At 45.1% G+C, this 18,384-nt stretch carries 31 protein-coding genes and 1 tRNA gene; all 32 read right to left on the minus strand.

The window, feature by feature from the left end; all coding sequences use genetic code 11:
- Positions 1-49 precede the first annotated feature (49 nt).
- Positions 50-403: a hypothetical protein gene (locus ACIFQM_RS00915; RefSeq protein ID WP_430064829.1), complete on the minus strand. Its 354-nt coding sequence runs from the start codon at positions 401-403 to the stop codon at positions 50-52.
- A 64-nt stretch (positions 404-467) separates the two neighbouring features.
- Positions 468-1,397, minus strand: a complete 930-nt coding sequence (locus tag ACIFQM_RS00920; RefSeq protein ID WP_430064831.1) for a hypothetical protein — start codon at positions 1,395-1,397, stop codon at positions 468-470.
- Positions 1,394-1,528: a hypothetical protein gene (locus ACIFQM_RS00925; RefSeq protein ID WP_430064833.1), complete on the minus strand. Its 135-nt coding sequence runs from the start codon at positions 1,526-1,528 to the stop codon at positions 1,394-1,396. The genes ACIFQM_RS00920 and ACIFQM_RS00925 overlap by 4 nt, the downstream gene beginning before the upstream one ends.
- A complete protein-coding gene (locus tag ACIFQM_RS00930) occupies positions 1,528-1,986 on the minus strand; it encodes a hypothetical protein (RefSeq protein ID WP_430064835.1) in 459 nt (152 codons plus the stop codon). Before ACIFQM_RS00930 ends, ACIFQM_RS00925 begins: the two co-directional genes overlap by 1 nt.
- A gap of 118 nt (positions 1,987-2,104) precedes the next feature.
- The gene (locus tag ACIFQM_RS00935; RefSeq protein ID WP_258012599.1) at positions 2,105-2,239 is read right to left on the minus strand and encodes a hypothetical protein; all 135 of its coding nucleotides are present in this window, start codon (positions 2,237-2,239) and stop codon (positions 2,105-2,107) included.
- 228 nt (positions 2,240-2,467) lie between these two features.
- Positions 2,468-2,893: a phage tail assembly chaperone gene (locus ACIFQM_RS00940; protein ID WP_430064837.1), complete on the minus strand. Its 426-nt coding sequence runs from the start codon at positions 2,891-2,893 to the stop codon at positions 2,468-2,470.
- A 25-nt stretch (positions 2,894-2,918) separates the two neighbouring features.
- A complete protein-coding gene (locus tag ACIFQM_RS00945; RefSeq protein WP_430064839.1) occupies positions 2,919-3,386 on the minus strand; it encodes a phage tail tube protein in 468 nt (155 codons plus the stop codon).
- 1 nt (position 3,387) lies between these two features.
- Entirely contained in the window at positions 3,388-4,710 is a 1,323-nt protein-coding gene (locus ACIFQM_RS00950; RefSeq protein WP_430064841.1) for a phage tail sheath subtilisin-like domain-containing protein, read from the minus strand.
- Positions 4,710-4,913 carry a hypothetical protein gene (locus ACIFQM_RS00955; RefSeq protein ID WP_430064843.1) on the minus strand — a complete coding sequence of 68 codons (204 nt, stop codon included), beginning with the start codon at positions 4,911-4,913 and terminating at the stop codon, positions 4,710-4,712. Before ACIFQM_RS00955 ends, ACIFQM_RS00950 begins: the two co-directional genes overlap by 1 nt.
- A complete protein-coding gene (locus ACIFQM_RS00960) occupies positions 4,906-5,331 on the minus strand; it encodes a phage tail terminator family protein (RefSeq protein WP_430064845.1) in 426 nt (141 codons plus the stop codon). The genes ACIFQM_RS00955 and ACIFQM_RS00960 overlap by 8 nt, the downstream gene beginning before the upstream one ends.
- A 4-nt stretch (positions 5,332-5,335) precedes the next feature.
- Positions 5,336-5,734: an HK97 gp10 family phage protein gene (locus ACIFQM_RS00965; RefSeq protein WP_430064847.1), complete on the minus strand. Its 399-nt coding sequence runs from the start codon at positions 5,732-5,734 to the stop codon at positions 5,336-5,338.
- Positions 5,731-6,102 (minus strand): ABC transporter ATP-binding protein, encoded by a 372-nt coding sequence (locus tag ACIFQM_RS00970; RefSeq protein ID WP_430064849.1) that lies wholly within the window; start codon positions 6,100-6,102, stop codon positions 5,731-5,733. The genes ACIFQM_RS00965 and ACIFQM_RS00970 overlap by 4 nt, the downstream gene beginning before the upstream one ends.
- A 2-nt stretch (positions 6,103-6,104) precedes the next feature.
- Entirely contained in the window at positions 6,105-6,488 is a 384-nt protein-coding gene (locus ACIFQM_RS00975) for a hypothetical protein (protein ID WP_430064851.1), read from the minus strand.
- Positions 6,481-6,672 carry a hypothetical protein gene (locus ACIFQM_RS00980; protein ID WP_430064853.1) on the minus strand — a complete coding sequence of 64 codons (192 nt, stop codon included), beginning with the start codon at positions 6,670-6,672 and terminating at the stop codon, positions 6,481-6,483. Before ACIFQM_RS00980 ends, ACIFQM_RS00975 begins: the two co-directional genes overlap by 8 nt.
- Positions 6,673-6,718: 46 nt before the next feature.
- Positions 6,719-7,762 (minus strand): major capsid protein, encoded by a 1,044-nt coding sequence (locus tag ACIFQM_RS00985; protein WP_430064855.1) that lies wholly within the window; start codon positions 7,760-7,762, stop codon positions 6,719-6,721.
- 18 nt (positions 7,763-7,780) lie between these two features.
- On the minus strand, positions 7,781-8,152 hold the full coding sequence (locus tag ACIFQM_RS00990; RefSeq protein WP_430064857.1) for a hypothetical protein: 372 nt from the start codon (positions 8,150-8,152) through the stop codon (positions 7,781-7,783).
- 15 nt (positions 8,153-8,167) lie between these two features.
- Positions 8,168-8,797, minus strand: coding sequence for a phage scaffolding protein (locus tag ACIFQM_RS00995; protein ID WP_430064859.1), 630 nt, complete (start codon positions 8,795-8,797; stop codon positions 8,168-8,170).
- Between the two features lie 100 nt (positions 8,798-8,897).
- Positions 8,898-9,239 carry a hypothetical protein gene (locus tag ACIFQM_RS01000; protein ID WP_430064861.1) on the minus strand — a complete coding sequence of 114 codons (342 nt, stop codon included), beginning with the start codon at positions 9,237-9,239 and terminating at the stop codon, positions 8,898-8,900.
- A 168-nt stretch (positions 9,240-9,407) separates the two neighbouring features.
- On the minus strand, positions 9,408-11,105 hold the full coding sequence (locus tag ACIFQM_RS01005) for a minor capsid protein (protein WP_430064863.1): 1,698 nt from the start codon (positions 11,103-11,105) through the stop codon (positions 9,408-9,410).
- The gene (locus ACIFQM_RS01010) at positions 11,102-12,574 is read right to left on the minus strand and encodes a phage portal protein (RefSeq protein WP_430064865.1); all 1,473 of its coding nucleotides are present in this window, start codon (positions 12,572-12,574) and stop codon (positions 11,102-11,104) included. Before ACIFQM_RS01010 ends, ACIFQM_RS01005 begins: the two co-directional genes overlap by 4 nt.
- A 20-nt stretch (positions 12,575-12,594) precedes the next feature.
- Positions 12,595-13,857 (minus strand): PBSX family phage terminase large subunit, encoded by a 1,263-nt coding sequence (locus tag ACIFQM_RS01015; protein ID WP_430064924.1) that lies wholly within the window; start codon positions 13,855-13,857, stop codon positions 12,595-12,597.
- On the minus strand, positions 13,838-14,278 hold the full coding sequence (locus ACIFQM_RS01020; RefSeq protein WP_430064867.1) for a terminase small subunit: 441 nt from the start codon (positions 14,276-14,278) through the stop codon (positions 13,838-13,840). Before ACIFQM_RS01020 ends, ACIFQM_RS01015 begins: the two co-directional genes overlap by 20 nt.
- Positions 14,279-14,558: 280 nt before the next feature.
- A tRNA-Ile gene (locus tag ACIFQM_RS01025) sits at positions 14,559-14,631 on the minus strand.
- Between the two features lie 229 nt (positions 14,632-14,860).
- Complete coding sequence (locus ACIFQM_RS01030; protein WP_430064869.1) at positions 14,861-15,256, minus strand: hypothetical protein; 396 nt, start codon at positions 15,254-15,256, stop codon at positions 14,861-14,863.
- A gap of 14 nt (positions 15,257-15,270) precedes the next feature.
- Positions 15,271-15,483 carry a hypothetical protein gene (locus ACIFQM_RS01035; protein ID WP_430064871.1) on the minus strand — a complete coding sequence of 71 codons (213 nt, stop codon included), beginning with the start codon at positions 15,481-15,483 and terminating at the stop codon, positions 15,271-15,273.
- Positions 15,484-15,692: 209 nt separating this feature from the next.
- Positions 15,693-16,175, minus strand: coding sequence for a hypothetical protein (locus ACIFQM_RS01040; protein WP_430064873.1), 483 nt, complete (start codon positions 16,173-16,175; stop codon positions 15,693-15,695).
- On the minus strand, positions 16,172-16,525 hold the full coding sequence (locus ACIFQM_RS01045; RefSeq protein WP_430064875.1) for a hypothetical protein: 354 nt from the start codon (positions 16,523-16,525) through the stop codon (positions 16,172-16,174). The genes ACIFQM_RS01040 and ACIFQM_RS01045 overlap by 4 nt, the downstream gene beginning before the upstream one ends.
- Entirely contained in the window at positions 16,522-16,755 is a 234-nt protein-coding gene (locus tag ACIFQM_RS01050) for a hypothetical protein (protein WP_430064877.1), read from the minus strand. Before ACIFQM_RS01050 ends, ACIFQM_RS01045 begins: the two co-directional genes overlap by 4 nt.
- 150 nt (positions 16,756-16,905) lie before the next feature.
- Positions 16,906-17,337, minus strand: coding sequence for a hypothetical protein (locus ACIFQM_RS01055; protein WP_430064879.1), 432 nt, complete (start codon positions 17,335-17,337; stop codon positions 16,906-16,908).
- A complete protein-coding gene (locus ACIFQM_RS01060; protein WP_430064881.1) occupies positions 17,330-17,698 on the minus strand; it encodes a hypothetical protein in 369 nt (122 codons plus the stop codon). Before ACIFQM_RS01060 ends, ACIFQM_RS01055 begins: the two co-directional genes overlap by 8 nt.
- Before the next feature lie 40 nt (positions 17,699-17,738).
- Positions 17,739-18,104, minus strand: a complete 366-nt coding sequence (locus ACIFQM_RS01065; RefSeq protein WP_430064882.1) for a hypothetical protein — start codon at positions 18,102-18,104, stop codon at positions 17,739-17,741.
- A 49-nt stretch (positions 18,105-18,153) separates the two neighbouring features.
- Positions 18,154-18,363, minus strand: coding sequence for a hypothetical protein (locus ACIFQM_RS01070; RefSeq protein ID WP_061829343.1), 210 nt, complete (start codon positions 18,361-18,363; stop codon positions 18,154-18,156).
- Positions 18,364-18,384 lie beyond the last annotated feature (21 nt).

Consider the following 18,384-nt stretch of genomic DNA (forward strand, 5'->3'; position numbering starts at 1 on the left):
TCCTTTCTGGCATAAAAAAGACGCCTATGAAGGCGTCTTCTCAACCAATTTATTTTAGTTCATCAAAAATCTTTTTTGCTTCCTCGCTTTGAGAGCTTAACAACACTTTCCCTCGCATTGACCAATTCTTGAGTTTAGGTTGTTCTTCTTTGGCTTTCTGAGCATCTCCCTCTGAATCAAATTGGATAATTTGAATAGAGTCATTGCTTAATGAAAGAAACCTTCCACTGGATGCGCCAACTAAGGTATAAGCGTTTTCGCCTCGGTCTTTTGCTCCTGCATCAGTATAAGCTTTTACATAATCATCAAGAGTAGGCGTAGCCGCTTCCTCTTTAGCAGAAGAACAAGCAGAAACAATTGTTAATGAAATAACCAACAAAAATAAAGTCAGGACTTTTTTCACGTATAACCCTCCATGAATGGGTAGATTTTACCATCATTCTACCAAACAAGGAGGGGTTAGTCTATTATTTTCGCTTCGATAAAATCTTCAATTCTCGTTCAAGAATTCCCTCGACATTATCAAATTGCGTGAACGGTATCCTGATTAATTTGATTTCATTATCTTTGCAGTATTGGTTTTTAAGTTGATCCCTCTTTTTGCCCTTCGCAAATCCCTCTTTTCCGCCAAATGCTTTGACAGGTTGGAAGTGCTGTTCTCCGTCATATTCAACCAAACACAACAACTTTTCGTCTTTGAAAACAGCGAAGTCGAAGCTTAATTTAGCCTTGTATTTAAGATTAGCAAAGGAATATTGAGGGATGTATTCAATGTTCGCATCTTTCAGGAAATTAACTATTTTTAACTCACCCTTACTTTTCCTGCAAATAGGACATCGCGCGCCCTTAGAAAAATCATTAGGCGTTACGCGGTATTCATGTCCGCATTCATCATGCCTCATAAGGATTTTTGTTTTTGAATTCTTATACTGACCCAGTACGGTATACTCGCCTATTCCTTGTTCAGCAACACTAGCAAGAAACTCTTCGTGACTAGTCCTCTGTTTTAAATTAAAGCAGTTCGAGCAACGGTGCCCCTGAAAAAAGTTGTTGGGTTTGACTTTGTACTCAAATCCACACTTATTATGTCTGACCATCAAAGGTATGCTACTAAATTCGTAAGGTTGGAGAAATGTATACTCCTGCCCGGTTAGTTTTTCGACTCTAGCAAGAAACTCTTCCTGACTAATATAGCGCTTAGGTTTTGAATGAAAGCATCTCGGGCAGCGACTTCCTTGAAGAAAATCATTGGGTCTGACTCTGTATTCGTATTCGCACTTATTATGCCTTACTAATATCAAGGTCTTGCTAGTCGTGTATGGTTGAAGAAATGTGTACTCCCGCCCAACTAATTCCTCAATTCTGGCAAGAAATTCTTCATCGGTTAGTCGCCTCATTCCTCGGAAGCCCCCTTCCGAATGCCCGCAAGGAACAGCATGTCCGCGATTTCCCTAGCCTTCTTGTATTCACCGTTCCCGAGGATTGCAACACGTTCTAAGAACATTTGATGATCGAAATAACGCGGCATTAGAGCGGAACCCCCTCATATAGAGGGAAGATAGCTTCTAGCTCGTCCAACGTTTTTATAATTTCAACAACATCAATTTTGACGTGTTCTTTGTCGTACAATTCATCGTCGACTATGGCTAACAATATTTCAAAACATTGCTTTTTGAGTTTATTTTGATACTGCAAAACATATATTTTCTCCGCTTCGGGTATTTCCTTGGTGATCGCCTGTTGTTCTTCGGTATCGCATATAGTTTTAGTATTTTTCGAGCGTTCAGCACGTTTGCCTTCTTGGATTCCGAAAGTGCAAACAGCCCCTAACGCCAACCAATGAAGCTTGTCAAACCGTTCCATAATATGATTATAAATTTGAGTTGCTTCTCCAACCTCATGATCACACGGTGATGTGTGTAACCAAGTTTCGATAAATTCACTAACCTTTTCAGTCATACAGGTTTCTTTGGACATGTTTTCCATTGATGTTGCCTCCTTGTTAATTGCTAGGAGGTTGCAACCCGTGCTATAATATTTCACAGGTTGGCAACAACCTGATCGGGAAGTCCTTTTATCTCTTGTCGGGGAGAAGGGCTTCCTTTTATTTTTTATCAAGGTATTCCGAAAAAACAATCCTTGCCAACGCAGCTAAAGAAATGCTTTTTTTCTCAGCCTCTTTTTTCAACTCGTTGTACATTTTCTCGGGTATCATGATATTCAACGCTTTATTACTCACCTCGTCACCTCCTACTACAAGAATACTACAACTCTTGTAGTGGATCAAGAGGCTTGGGAAACTTTTCTGCTTATTTTTTTCGAGCAGCTTTCTCTTGGTCTATTCGATAAGAGATCATAGCGTAAATTGCAGCGCGTTCCCGTTGACTCATTGCCATAAGGTCATGTGGCAGGATATGGAGTTCATGAAGGGCGTAGTATGCATAGTTAGCATTGCCGCTATCGCCCTTTATGAGTTTTTTACTTCATCAACCAATTCGTTCATATCTCGATCATAACCACTCAGAGACTGCACTTTATCCAGTAAAGTAGAATACTCACCGGACAGTAACATCTTCTTAATGAGCGATTCTGCACCCAGGACACCATGCGATTTTTGTAAGTTTGCATCCTTCAAGTTAGGGAATACAACCGCCGATACCACCATCTTGGACATATATGTCTCTGAATCAAATTCATTGGAATAGACGCCGTTCTTCCCTTTCACTTTCTTCGTCGATTCCTTGCGCAAGACAGAATTCTCAGTCTCAGGAATACTTCGAATAACCCACTTCACAGGTTTCCCCTCTTTATCCTTAAAACGTGGAGAAATAGCTACCTCTTCTGTTAATTCAGATTCCACATTCTCCGCATAAAACAAAGTCAAGTCGCTCATTATATTAATCTCCTTTTAATTTAAATTAGGCTCCCAATGTAGGGGCGGTAAAGCTATCTTGAATATCCACATCATCAAAAGTAAAGTCGATATCCTCATCCAACACTTCGGAGTCAGTATCAACTTTGGCCATGATCACACTATCCAGGTTCACGCTTTTCAGAACTACAGTTTGTTTTCCGATTGAAGAGGAAGGATCTTCGTTAACAATCAAAATTTCAAAGTAGGTATCCTTACCCGTCTTGATGTAATCTAACATCAACTGCCGGAATCTCGTTGTTGTATAGTAAATCGTCATGCTACCCGAGCCGCTCCAGCCGTTGGCCTTGTGCTGGGTGCCGCGCTTACCGAGTGTTTTAACATCGGTCTTTTCCTTCTCTGCCGTAGCCTCAAGGGTTTTGACGTAAAACATTTCTTCTACGTTGCCGTTAATCGTGGCATAGGCCCGTCCCTCTTGACCAGAGATTGTATCTCCAGCTTTTAAGTACGCCATATTATCTCACCCTCACTAACTGATAGATTTTTTCGATGCTGTCCACTGGCTTAACGTAATACTCAGCGTAAATCGCATCTTTGTCTGTGCCAGGTACGATTGTTACATCCGTCTGAGGATTGAATTCCTCAATTGCACTGATTTGTTGATTGAGTTCGAACAAATTGATAGCTTCTTTTTTAACGAGATTACGCCCGTCAACGTTGTTATCAACTTTGCCGATGTAGGAGTTTTCAAAGACTCTCTGTAAATCAGTATTGATGCCATCTAGCGTACGGATAACACGATTCTTGCGGAAATATTTATTTTTCGTAGGTGTGAAACTACGGAAAGTGTTGATATCTTTCTGAACCTTAGCCTTGCCTTTCTTGAATATAAAGAAGAACTGTCCGCTTTGATCAGCGGCAATAGCTTCACGGTTGGTAAATCTAACGTCCACGTCAACAGCATCGTCGTAGTCAGTGTAAGTAAGTGCTTGATTTACATTTGCCGCTGCGGTTGCTGCTGCTACCCAAGCGACTGCTTTAACCTTGTCGATCACTGTACCGTCTGAAAGAATTACGCCGTTTGTGACGTTTATTACTCCTTCGCTATCGGCCGCGCTGTAGTTTGGTAGTACCACCTGTACATTTTTGCCCTCGTCATTGCGCAGGCGATTAACGTAAGTGGTGTACAAAGGCTTGAGTGTTGCGTCGTCAAACGGGACCCCAACTGTGTTAAAGTCTTGAGTCTCAATGGTCGCCATATAGTCAGAGTGATCGGCATTGGTTGTTGTACCATTCGCCCCACCAGTCAGCGGCGCTCCGGCTGTTGCTGCCAATGTTTTATCTGTAGCGGCTGCCTTAAATGTCACCCAGTCATTGGCGACCAAACCGTCAATATCGGCGGCTTTCTGCAAGTCCACTTCCCGGCCCTCGACCAAAGTCCGAACGTTGAAGCTGGACGGAGTATCAATATCGGCTTGAATAACAATGGAAATGTCATTGCCTCTCACACCGCCATGCTTTGCCGTAGTGACAAGATTGCCACTTGTGGACGTAGCCTTTGTTCCTTCGTTTAGGCGGTAAACAAGCAACGTCTTGGCACGTTTAAGAGCCTCCTTAACCAGTAGCAGGCTTGAGTGTGTAATGTCGTATCCCAACGCTTTTGCAATATCATCGCCAGCGTCGATTGTGATGATCTGCTTGGCTGGTCCCCAGCTTAATAGCAACGGCAGAGTGGCAATACCGCGATCACTTAGCGTCCCTAATGGCTTAGGCTCGGAGACAACGTTGGTGTATACGCCGGATAAATCCTTGTTTTGTGTAACCCATGTACCCGCCATTATTTAACCTCCTTTTTCAACCATTCAGCCAGGATCCGTTTAGCCTCACTAATGGAGTAATTGCGTCCGTCCTCAAGCAAGACGTTCAATGTATCTTTTTCAATCTGCGTAAACTGTTCAGACCCTTGGAATTGCTCTTTGGCAAATTCCGGCGCTACAGTTTTGGCAGGCGTTTCTTTTTTTGGAACAACTTCATCAGCCACGTATACCAGCCTCCTGTTTTAAAGTCCTCATTTTTGTTTCTGGTGTTTTAGGCTTCATGAGGTGGACGTTCACATCCAAGAAGAAATGCAACACATCATCAACGATTTGGTGTTTCATCCCCACCGCCCTGTACATGCTGTCTTCCCATTGGATGTATTCCATTTCCTCGTATAGCCTGTTTACCACAGCTTCACATTCACGGCGCTTTTCCGGGTTCTTCGGGTTCGGGAAGTAGTGGATGTCGAAACTGTCTGTCCGCATGTAACGGCGATTAAATTCCCGGTTCTGTGCACCATCTATAAGCAACACAAAAAAACACGGTTCATGAAAACCCTGCTCAATTCGTTCGTCGTACACCGTAACACCCGTTTGAAAGGTGCTCAGGTGCTTCAATATTCCGTTTTTAACATCTTCCATTGCATCACCTCAAATGGTCCTCTATGAAGCGTTTAAGATTACGATCCATGAGCGCAGGTAGTTCGCGTTCAAGTTCCCTTTCGGAAATAGTCAGCATAAACCGCCCCTCCACCCATCCGGTGTGCAGCCTTGTGCGGTGCCCATATTCCACATAAGGCGCATATTCGATAGGGTTAAATAGTTCGATGCTATAGCCTCCGCCTACACGCTCAACAGGGCCTAACTGCCAGTTGCGCCGGAGCATCCCCGTATCTACGGGAGTCCTTGCCACCGTTTTAGCCAGGAGCCTACTAGCAAGCTCTCTTATACAGTCCTCCACAAAGCGAGGATAGTCGGATTGCATCTTTCGCAGGCTCTTGCCCAGCTGTTCAAACTCGCTAAAATCAAACTCAGCAAAGCTCATGCCTTACCAACCCGCTTCATTTTTACTTCTTGGTGAGTTGGGTAAATGAACGACTCGCCCGACTGCTGAAACTCATAGTTCATTCCGTCCTGCGTCACATAAATGCGGCTTCCAGACGGAATTGTGATATCTGGAGCAATAAACAACTTCCCGTCATACGAGACATCGTTGTTCGTGTCCGTTTGGGCCGCGCTTGGCAATGATGCCTGAGACAGCGCACACGGCTGATTATCCAATATAACGCCGTTGGTGGGTCGTTCTACGCCCGTTACTGGGTCTTTGTAGGTTATCTGTCCTTTGACCCGGCAAACGCCCGTATAGGTCATTTCTAGCAGCCTGCGTTCTGTTGTTGGATTGCCCAATTGCATGGCTACCACCTCAATCTTCGAAATGCATTAAGCTGCGTGGCGTACGACTTGATAAAGGCCGTGCCCTCTACGCCCACTTTGGCATCTGCGAAGAAAGTAAACTGCACATCGCCCCGCTTGATGCTCTGTACATTCTTCTCGCCTTCACCAGCCGTTGCAGGGGCCACGAACTGGTTTAGGTAATAGTCCTTTGCGATCAGCAGCACCGTGTTTTCCAGTTGTTCCGGTATGTCGGATATGTTGCAGTAGTTCTTAATGCCATCAATCGTAAAGTTGAGAGCAAAAGACAGTTGCACATCCTTATCCGTTTCGGTTACTGGTAAATTCAGTAGCACCTTAAGCTTAGTAAGTAACTCCTCAAAGCGGATCGGGTCCATATTACTCACCAGCCGTTTTGGTCTTCTTCAGAACGTCATCCTTTTTGGTGGGTTCTTCAACCACTTCTGTATCAGGACTAATAACTTTATCAGCAATCAACCCTGGCACATGTTTTGGATCTACCTCAATTTCCTGACCCTTGATGTAGAATTCACCGCCGTACTTTGCACTATTTGTAAGAGTCACTTTCACTCTATTCACTCCTTCCAAAATAAATAGGAGAGACGATTGTCTCCCCTTAGTTGACCTTAGCGATAAAGATGTTGTTCATTTGTTCGAATGAAGGCAATACAATCTCCGACACAATGGTGTTTACGTTTACTGGGTGCGGCTCTTTGTACGTTGTTACCGCAACCCCTGTGTTGACAATCTGTACCTGAGCGTCCGTTCCACCACTCATCAAATCGGCTTCCTCAGGTGTAGTACCATACCAAGTATTGCCCAGTGTGTTAGCTGGGATGAGGGTAAAGTAATCATCCGGGTAAAACAGCCCTGTTGTGCCATCTTGCAAAGCAAACTTCTTGTTATATACAGCTACTGTCAGCCCCAACTTACCGACAAGGTATTGCCGCATCATTGCATCCGTCATAATGATGTTCTGACCACCAAGAGGATTCATGTCCAAACGGATACCAACGTTTTTCAGGATATAATTCCACGTTTTCCGCGTACAGATAGCATTCTCTGGGCGAACGCCTGTATCATCTTCGATCAGATCCATCCATGTTTGAATGTCCTGTACAATTTGTGCATCAGGAGAATTCCACTTAGCATCTGCTGTAAGAGTAGTTTTGTGTTCATCGGACATTTTGTAATCGTATTTGTATTGCAGGCGATTAGCCACAATGTCGATTCTGCCCAAGGAAAGCAACTGCATAATCATTCGTTCAGGTACTACAACCGCACCATCAATCAGTGTTTTTCTATCGTCGTAAATTTTATCAATTAGTGTTTGATAGTACGCCGCATTAGGAGACGACAAAAGTTTAAGCAACTCCTGACGTTCTTTCTCATCAATCTTCATGCCTTCGCGAAAAAACGGCATTTCTGTGTCCACTTTTTCAAGGCCAATACGCTCACGCAGTGTCGCCTTAGCATCAAATTCGGACGGCTGTAATGATACTGGCAACCCGCCAGCTCCTTTAATCCAGCTCAAATCCAAACCTTGCTGTTTCTTCGACGGAAATAACGTAGCCCCCAAATAAGGGATTGAATTGGATGCTGTCTCCTGATAGTAAGTAGCAATATTTTCGGCTGTTACAAGATCATAAATTGTTGGCATGTCTTCACCTATCCTCTCTTATTTCAAAAATGTGATTTGTTTGAGTGCTGCTACTTCCTCTGGCGTTGGAGCCGTTGGAATCTTGCTCAGATCCACGAAGCCATGAATCATCATTGCGCCTGACGATGGGCCATAAGTAACGTCAACATCTTCAAAAAGAACGCCCTCTGCATTTGATACACCAGTGGTCGTAACTGCTTTTTTGCCCAGTTTCGTAATATCATTCAAAATTCCGTTACCAATAATCGTGCCAGCAGGGACAATTTTCTTTCCATCCGCATTAGCGGTGATTCCCGTATCGTCCACCGTAATAGCCAGGTTCACGTAATGATCGGGGAATTTGGTGATTACCTTCTTGTTGCCGTATTTAGTGGTTACAAATTTACTCATTTTCTCATCCTCCTGTTATTGGAAATAGGATTCACGCGCTTTAGATAGGCCTTCGTTATCCACCGACTTATTCTGTGCAGCAATCTTCCCGTAATTTGGCTTACCATCGCTTGGGTCTTGTTTTCCGCCTGCTCCATCGGCTGGCGTAGCGCCTTTCGGCTGGAATCCCGGTTTCGGGTCCTCTTTTGGCACAAACAAAAAGCCCTTGCTTTCGCGTAGGCCAGTAAGTTGGTCGTCCAAGCCGCCTTTTACAGCGCCGTTGTCGTCCAGTTCGATTTTTGTTTTGTCCAGCAGCCCAGCTACAATATCAGGATCGTGTGCCTGACCGTTCAACGCCAACTTGAGCGCCGTGTTCAAACTCATGTCTTTCAGTTTGGCTTCATACTGATCTTTGGTAGCTTTGTTTTCCCCCTGAAGCTTTTCAATCTGCGTCTTCAATTCCTCGGAAGCTCCAGCAGACTTCTTCAATTCCTCCAGTTGACCACCTACGCTGTCCCTGTCCTTTTCAGCCTGCTTTTTTGCATCGTTAACCTCATCAAAGCGAGTTTTAGGAACAAACCCCTTTAACTCCTCTGCCGATGCTGTAGCCGCCTTTGTAGCCAATTCCTCAGATAGTCCCAATGCGACAAATTGCTCTTTATTCATGTGTATCCGCTCCTTCATCTTCGCTTTTTCCCTGGTCGCGTCCAGTGATGTCTTGTGTTTTACGCCCACAATACCAAACGGCGGTGATTTACCTAGAAACTTAATAAGGTAGTTCCGCTTTTATAGCGGCCCATCCTGTAGGAGATATAGGCAATGTAGCTGACTCAATACGCGGCCATTCATGTTTGCTTACTATCACTTTAAAATTAATAATCGGCGGCCACGGGATGTAAAATGCTGTTGCCAAGTCAATGGTTATTAGTGCAGCTCGTTCGGCGTCATAAAGAGTAGTCCGATCATCAATAATCAGCTTTCCAGTCTTGTTTAGTTCATACTGCCATTCAATGTTCGATGTAGGTTCTCCGGCAAACCCTATTTTCTCTTTTAAAATGTCAATGACCTCAGCATTGGAAAGTGCGTCTGCCTTTACAATTCCACTCATGTCTGCCCCTCCTTGTATTTTTTCGCAAAATAAAAAGCCTGCTGCATCCAATGTGCAATCAGGCTTTAATCCTTACTATTTTGTTTTTCAAACGGCTCTTTGACTTGCCTTAGCATGTCAGCAGCTATTTCTTTAGACGTTTTGGTAAAATCCAGTTTCAGCGGCGTATCATCTATTAAACCGATAGTCCGCTTTGGCTGCTTGGAAGTCTTCGACATACGCCCACCCCAGTTTCTTAATTATTAACTGTAGCCATAGATAATCCATATACTCATTCTTGGCTGTTTCTGACATTGTAGCATAGTTTTCTGCTGATTGTAACTGCTCAAGAGCGGTCATAGCAGTAGATTCAAGCACATTATTAAATACGATAAGGTCAGCGGCTTTACCATTAGATGATACTCCACTTACTCCGCCATCATGCCCAACTGCAAGCAGGCTAGATATAGCCGGATAAATTGCCATGTTGCGAATATCCTTAACGTTAACCCTTGTTCCTCTCGGATGATTGTGAGTCAGGATCACGCTATTCGGTGGCGCTTTTATAAGTGTATCGTGTATCTCAGGAGTAAATGTAACTTTGTTTATAATTCCATCAGCTCTGCCGATTTTCTTGCCTGCTGTCTGATCCATAATAACCATGATTTCTTTGCCTGCTTTGTGACCTTCCCGGGCAAGGCTGCGGTTAACCTCAGCCAACTTTTCCAATACCGGTTCGGATACGTTTGGCAGATCAACATGGTAGGATGCTTTAGGATTGTACTTCCGATTAAAGCTGCCTCCAGGTTCTTCAACCTCAGGGTCAGGAACGTTGCTTTCCGTGGGTTCATTCGGTGCGTTCGGCTTAACATATTCCTTTTCCCATTCGGAATAAGTCATGTCACCCGGTACAGCCTGATTCTTACCATCTTCGTCCCTCGCAACTCGCTCTTGTACATTGTCCTCATAATGTGGAATCGTGGTAGAGCGGCAATAAGCATGCAACGGTGGGTAATTGACTCCTACCTCAGCCTCGGATACCGCAAATACCTCTCCGTCCATGTGTCGGCAGATAGATGATGTGCGTTTATCTAGGGTAGCCGTAAACTTGTATTGCTCTACGCCCAGCTCCTTATAGGCATCCATACGAGACTGGCCTGCAAAGTAGGCTGATTCGGTCTGAATGATCCGGGCCGCTGCTGAACGGGAAACGCCCATACGGTCAGATAAGGCGTTTATCATCTTGTCTGGCGTATCTCCGCGTATCATGCCTTGTGTAAGCACGGTTTGAAGCTCATGCACCAGTTTGTCTCGATCTTTCCAGATACGAGCGCTAAAATTAGATCCATCAGCCGCCCAAGGCTTCGATATAACCGCCTCGATCTGCCGCTTGTCCAGTTTCGAGAATGTAGCACCTAGCCCTGTGCCTTTGTGGAGCTCAAACACAGAATGATAGTACCCATCCTTGTATATGTCGCCCATAAGCTCTTTAGCGCCTGTCTGCCGCTTTCCAGTCAATACCTCGACGTGTTGGCGCATCTGCATCTGTAGAGCCTCTAGGCGAGTCATACGCACTCTGATAGACGCATTCTCTAATTCCTTCATCCACCTTTGATCGACCGCGTTTTCCCGCCCGGCTTTAATGTAATCCTCAACCGTCCACTTAAACTCTTTGAGTTCACCAGCCTTCAACACCTGCCGCGCTTCTGCCAGCCCTATTTCGTTGTTCTTGGCGAACCGCTGATAGAATGTGTCTATATCCCGCTGAATGGATGCGTTAGCTTTGGCATACTCCAGTTCCATCTTCTTAACGTAAGCATCACCTTTGCCCAGCTGCGCCTCATTAAGAGCATCCATACGACCTGACCAGTATTCCTCGGACTTCATGATTGTTCATCCTGTTTCGGTGCTGATTCAGGAGGATTACCACCTGTACCCCCATAAGGCTGGTCTTGCACTGTTTTTAAGGCTTCGACAGCTTCTTTCTTTTTGCGTTCTTCTTCGGCCTGGACATCGGTGACCCAAGGATGATTTGCCATGTTGGTTTGCTCAGATAATATCCCTACGCTGTTTTTGACATTCTCAACGGCTTCAGTTTCATTAATCATCACGTCACGGTTAAGAATGAATTCTACATCATACGTGGAGTAATCAACGCTTGTCGTGTTGTACAGGTGCTGATCCACGAACCAAAGAAGCTGCTCAAGCGATGCTTGGAATTCCGTTTCAATCGTATTTGCATCCAGATCCAAATCCTGATAAAGCGAACGTAGGGCTATACCTGAAGGGTTATTCCCAAACTTGTCCGTTTGCGTGTCAACACCGCGTCCAAACTCATAAATACTCTTCCGCAATTCAGCGATATGATTGCTTAGAGCTGTAGTGTCGATGTCGATACCTAACGTATCAATGCCGCCGTCTGCCTCAACCCTAACCATACGTAATTGAGCTAAGTTACGCCGTGCATCTTCCAACTTTCCGCCACCGTAATTCTTCAGCACTATAATACTGCTTGGCATGTCCTCGATATTGTCCGCATTCTCCGACATCCGCAAATCATAATCATCCACCAAGGTTCTGATCATTTCTATAAGCGGTTGTTCTTCGTCGTTGTACTTGAACGCAACAAAAGGCGGACGCTCCCAGTTCAACGACATTTCTTTGCCATTTACCGTGGCGGTGAAGTGATCTCCAACTTCACCTATTGGCTTGAAATCATGTGACACAATTTTGTCCTGAGTGAATCGCAAAACCCCTTTTGAACTCCAAAACTCAATTATCGTAATGGTCTTCTTGGTTTTAGCTTCATAGTAAACGACATCAAAGAATCGAATTACAGCATCCAATTCTGTATGCGCCGAATCTTTCCACAGCGGGATGATTTCCTCACTTGGTATACTCTTAAAAGCAAGTTCGCCAGTTTCGGTATAATAAACCTGTAGCCAAGCTATACCCTTATTAATAGCGTTCTTGCCTACGTTTTTAAGTGTCCGCTGAAAGTCCTTGCCGAAGTAGTCTCCAAGGCGCTTCTTGTATTCTTCCGGCCCGTCTGTTTGAAGGCTGAAAGGTTTTGAAAGCAAATATCCTGTCTTCTGGTCCACAAGCTTACGAATAAATCCGTGTATCAGCCTATTGTTAGCGAGATTATGGACTTCCTGCCTTACTCCACCCTCACCAATAACAGTCCGCTTCTTCTCCATAATTTTGGTTTTGTTTTCATAGTATGCCTGCCCCAGTAACATAAGCTCTCTTTTAAGTGAACTCTTAAATGTGGTTATCTCTTGCATAGCGATTTCCATATCAGTCATCGGGGAGTTTGCTTCAAGCATGCGAATGATGTCTTGTGTGGTGCTCAATGTGTAACCTCCTTCCTGTATTAATCAAACGAAATACCTGGTTGCCTCATATCGTCCTCAAAGGCGTACCGTGTAGCATCGATAGTATGATTGTCCTTGTCATCCAGCCGAGTCCGTGGATTGCCATCTGCGTCTGTCTGATAGTCAATGTTCTCAAACTCTCGGGCAATGTTTGGCGTACGAACTGGGTCAATGACGATTTCCTCCAGATCATCAAGCCACTTTTCACCATACTCCACTGAACCCGGACCTTTCTTAGCTCCCTTGAAGCGGCAATGTAACTGCATTTTTAATTCGTCCACCGACTTCGGCTCTGCACTATCCGCTATGGTGAGCTGCTGGTCATACTTTTTCTTCTTGAGCTTTTCGCCCAGCTCCCGGTTAGCTATCTTCACGCCGTATACTTCATCCAAGGCGTATATCTTCCGGCGAGTCTTGTCATAATGCCAGCGAACAAACGCCACCGGATCAACACCGTAACCCCAGTCATTTCCCTGGCGAATATTATCGAACGAACTAACTTCATCGTCCGTTATCGTTCGGAATGTAAGATTATCGAACGGCACAACACCACTCCCTATCGCTTTTCCTAGATACTCCCACTCATAACGTTGGAACCTGGTACGTTTTAGTTCCTCCGCCTCTTCGATACTTTCTCTGGACAGATATGGATTGTCCAAATAGGTAGAATGGTGAATATACGTGTTCGAAGGTATAAATTGTGACTCATACAGTTTATTGACCCAACTCTGCTTACGCTTTGGTGGGTTATAAGAGTAATAGAACGCATAAAAAAGACCATCCGGCAGTTTCGCACGCAGAATGGACTTCTCAATGGTGGATACTTCATCTTCATTTTTGAATTCAGCCATTTCCTCTATCCAAAGGAAGGCTATTGGGAACTTGGACATCTTGATTGACTTGATCTTTGTCGGATCATCCGCACCACGGAATATTATCTTATTGCCACGGGGGATGTAGACAAGCTGCAACGGGCTTTTAACCACTCGCCAATACTCAGATACCCCAAGTATCTCTATCGCCTCTTTAAGCTGCTCAAACACCGATTCCTCAAGCGTACGGGCAACCTTACGGATGCATAGGGTAGTCACTGGATATTTCATCATGTCCTTAACGATTTTCAGTCCTATGTGAGCCGACTTGCCGGATGCGCGACCGCCTTTAAGCACGTGCTTCAGGTATTTATGTGAGTTGGACACACGCCAGAAGCTTTGAAAGTGTGGCGTAACCTTCTCAGATAGCTTAACCTTGAGGGCTGTCATCTTCATCACCTAAGTCGTCCACTATTACTACGCCAACGCTTCCGTCAACCTGCTGCTTATCAGTCCACATGGCGTATCGTTTGCCAAGCAGTTCAGCGGCCTTTATGCGATCCTTGCCGTCCAGTTCCTTCTCAACAAGTGATTGTTCACCCATGCCCATGCCAAGAGGGTATTCTTCCTTCACCTTCCCGCGCATAACTTCACTCAGGAACTCCAGTATTTCATCCTGTTTGGCGATCCGTTCGCCGTCTTTGGCGGCAATTTTTTCGTCTATCAAACTTCTAAGTTTATCTAAGGTCTGAGCACCTTGTACGTGTGGTTGTTTATAACCTGCCCGTCTTGCCGCTTCTGTGCTATTCCCTGTCTCAACAAAGTAGTCGATAAACCTCTTTTGCTTCTCTGTTAGCTTCTTCTCTGTCATGTCATATCACCCACCCTCTTTCTGTTTGATTGTCTCTACATGCTATTGTGGAGAATCAGGAGGTTTGCCGTTGCGCCTACCGATCTACCGCTGTGCGTTACGGGTGCCCCTAAAGGATGCAAGGATTTATCCTTGTTCGCGGCCACATATTGGGCTTCCCCTTGCGCGCACTGAGCAGTATGTCCCTCTATCCCCTTGCAGGATCGTCGAGGCTATCAGCCTTTAGTATGCAGGTGTCATCCTACGTTGTAGCGTCTCTCTTCCGCCACCACATCTACAATACTCCCTCTTGGAATCGAACCAAGGACCGCGGCTGTATAAGAACCGAACTCTTACCACTGAGTTAAAGGAGCATATTAAAAGCCCGTATTTCTATAGCGCCCGGGCGGAGTGCCTGAAAAGGAATCCAACCCTTTCCTTCCCCGCTTCCACACCACCGCAACAAGTGCTCTATCACCCTGTGTTCAAAGCAGTGCCTTTAAGCGTGGACGAGTCCTGCCGTGGTAAGGGGCAGCAGGGACACCCGGGCGTTAACCCTATGTCCCTACTTTAAAATGGTTTCTCCCCCAAAAAGCCCCCATGTTACCCCCGACTTACCCCCAGAATTCCGCATAGCTTCAAGGTTTCTGCTATACTTTTGACTCCTTCGTCTATTCGGCGGTCAATGGTGTTAACGCTCATTCCATGGTTCTGAAATAGGATGACTGTAAATTTATATTTGCGCGCTTTAATGAAGCGATGCTCAATAATCTTTTTGACCTCATCGTCTAGGATTAGATTGATTGCCATGTCCAATTCGGTGATCAACTTGCTCCACTCCTGATAGACTTGCCTTTCTTCCGCCGTCAGAGACTCCTTACGGCCTAATGATTCGACGGTAAGGCTCATCTTAGGGTAATTGCCCAGCAGTTTGCGTACAGCCTTCTTATCGGCTTCTGTGATGCTTGGGAATAATTCCATTTGTTCTATCGCCCCCATCTTGCCTCTCCTTTTTATATCAATTCGAACAAATCAACCTGACCAGGATCTACATACTCTGTTGAATCTTGTATAAGTCCCTCATCCAGCCATTTACGCGGTGCTTCGTGGAGATAATGCGACCATATCGCCTGCCCTTCAACGGACCGTGTAGCATTATTACGCTCTGCTTTGGCTGTCCATACCCAGTGTGTAGTGGCGGTCACTCTTTCATTGTTAGCCGACATCAGCAATCCTTCCTTCGCTTAATGTGTCTGGTTGAAACCTCTCTATAAGCATATACCTATCTACTTGCACTACACCCACAAAAAACAGTACAGCAGCTAATATAGTGGTATATGTGTAGGTCATCGGCTTGCACCCCATTTACCAAGAGCATCACACAGGGCCAGTATAATAAACAGAGTCATCCATGGATGTTCCATACACCATTCTTTCATTGTTTGGCCTCCAGCTTCTTACGCATTGCTTCATACTCCCCACGGCTTACGCAGTCTGCTTGTAACCCTTCATATGCTTTCTCGGCTGCGGCTATCTCTGCATCCTTTTGTTGTATAAGGGATTCAACCTCGCATGATTTTTTAGTATACGCATCCAATATACGATCGTAGTCGGCTTTAAAATCCTGCGCTTGTCTCCACATGTCTTCTGCCCTTACTTCCTCTTTTTTAGCCTGTTGGAGCCAGTAAGGAAGGGCTTCACGGGCTGCTAAGATAAAATTAGAATCGTTCTGCGATATATATATTGACTTGCCACGCACAGACGTTGCCAGCGTTACCACAGGCGCATGAGCTTTCAATTGTGGATGGATATCCTTCGTTCCTATACAATGACCATCACTATCGTCAAAGCCCATCCATGGACCTCTTGTAGCCTTCTCACACATTTTCATATCCTCTTGCCAGTTACGTTCTGTCATACCTCTTCACCTTCTACCTTTTGGAGTTTGTCGAAAGGGTAGTATCCGTCTGTACCCTTATGATTGGAAAATAGAATCCCAGCTTCTGGACCAGTCGCATCTTTTATGAGGATCACTTTTCCCCATCCCCATTCTGGATGTTCTGTATGTGTCACCTTATCGTTCCTTTTGATATCTTGCTGCTGTGGTGGGTCTGGATGAAACTTGCCTCCATCTAAAAGCCTCAGCAGTAGTTCCAAACCATCCGCTCTACCTCTTGCATAATTGGATTCCCCATCTTTAAACTCTGTCTTTTCACTAATAATCCAATTTCGGATACTATTTTTATCTACATAGTGTTTATCTGTCATTGTTGTTCCTCCCCATCCTCTTCGCCTTCATATTCGTCATCAAGGGATTCTACGTAACGTGTATGGTCATCTTCCGAACCGCCTACATACTCGTCGTTAATGTAATAGCTGTACGATGTGTATGGATGGGCAGTGACGCAATCCGTGCAGTATACTTCATCATTGATATCATAATGTGCCGTTTCTGGCGGCAGGTCTGTTTTACAGTGATGACAAACTCTTTTAGCCATCTATATATCCTCCCTTAGTGGGTACAGTTGTTACCTACACCCTGTACCCTGTATAGGCTTAATCCTCTCTAATAACCAACTCGTAAGTATCTCTTACAAGTTAGTGTATAGACGCTCCTGCACGCTGCCTGAGCGTATTGTATTGGTGGGTTACTCCCCTATAAGCGGGGCTATTGCCTTCATTCCTGCCTCTGAGTGATCGGCAGCGAATTGGCTTTCACTCAGCTCGGAGATTGAATGAAAACGTGAGTACGCTTCTTCCAGTGCCTTACGTAGTCCGGCTGCCTCGACCACCATTTTATCTATGGTACGATTCCAGTCGTGTACATTATCCTTGTGTATTTCTATAGCAACATTGAGTTGGGCTATTGTCCGGTCCCTCTCTGCCATCTGCTGCTGGAGTGAGTCTACCAGGGCAAAAAGGTCTTCAAACACTCCGTCAGGATAAATAGTTAACGGCATGCTTTCGGGGTTGGAACGGCGGAACAAAACTCTGTCCTCTTCCGCCCAAAGCACTTCCGATCCATCCGGCAGAGGGTATATCTTGTATCCGTTTTGGTCACGTTTGATTACTTCACTCACCTTTACCGCCTCCTTGGGGCTGTAGCAGCTCCGGGTTATCGTGTATGTTGCCTATTGGTTTGCCATGATCATAAATTCCTGTCAACATCCATGCATTTACTGCCCATTCTGCATTTTCAGTGTATTTCACAACTCCACGTTCCAGCGCACCATTTGACCAGGGTCTTGTAAATTCGTAAATGTCATCTTCCCATACACCGTAATTCGGAAGAGTTATGAACTGACCTACTGTTTCAGGGTCTACCGGATGTGACTGTGCTCTATCGTCCACGATGTCCACCCTGCCGTTATGCTGCCAGATATCTCCGAATACCCATTCTCCGTTATCCAGTCGTTTACCACGGAATTTAATATCTCTCATGCTTATCGCTCCTTTATATAGGGGGTATTAGCCCCCTGTTTTAATCTAGTGTGTCAATAACCACTTCCGGGCCATCCAGCATCCAGTATTTCGTAGCATGGTTGCTACTGAACGCATCATCAAGCACTGCCTGAATACGGTCATAATGCTCTTGTTTCAAGCAATCAAACGCCCTTTCATCCCAATCTTCGTACATTTCGTCATATTGCGTTTCGATGTACTGTCGAAGCATATACTTGGCGTCAGGCTGCCAACGATGCTCTGTGGCGATATACCATGTGTGCAGCAGCAGGTCTCCGTCCTCTTTTGCTTGTTCGCGCAATTGCTCTGGAGTCAGCGTGTAATGTGCATCCTCATAGCTCAACATTGTGTCACTTGGCAGTTCAGACAATTTCACGTTTTCCATTTCTAAATCGCTCCTTTGGTATTTGTTTGGGGTATAGGGTAAGAGGCTGTTATGCCTCTCCCGGCAGATTTATAATTGCCCAATGCGTAATTTGTTCTCGGGCCACAGGACTCATATCCGGTGGATACCACTCAAAAGCTTTTTCCCAAGAATCATACTGATAGACAGCTACGTCTACATGCTCCCCATCAGAAACAAGGTATTGCCCTTCCACCTCTGGATTGCATTTGTTCGACGGAACCCACGGAATGATGGACATTGTATATCGCTCCTTTATAGG

It is taken from the genome of Paenibacillus sp. NRS-1782 (assembly GCF_050467685.1).
Classification (GTDB): domain Bacteria; phylum Bacillota; class Bacilli; order Paenibacillales; family Paenibacillaceae; genus Paenibacillus; species Paenibacillus terrae_A.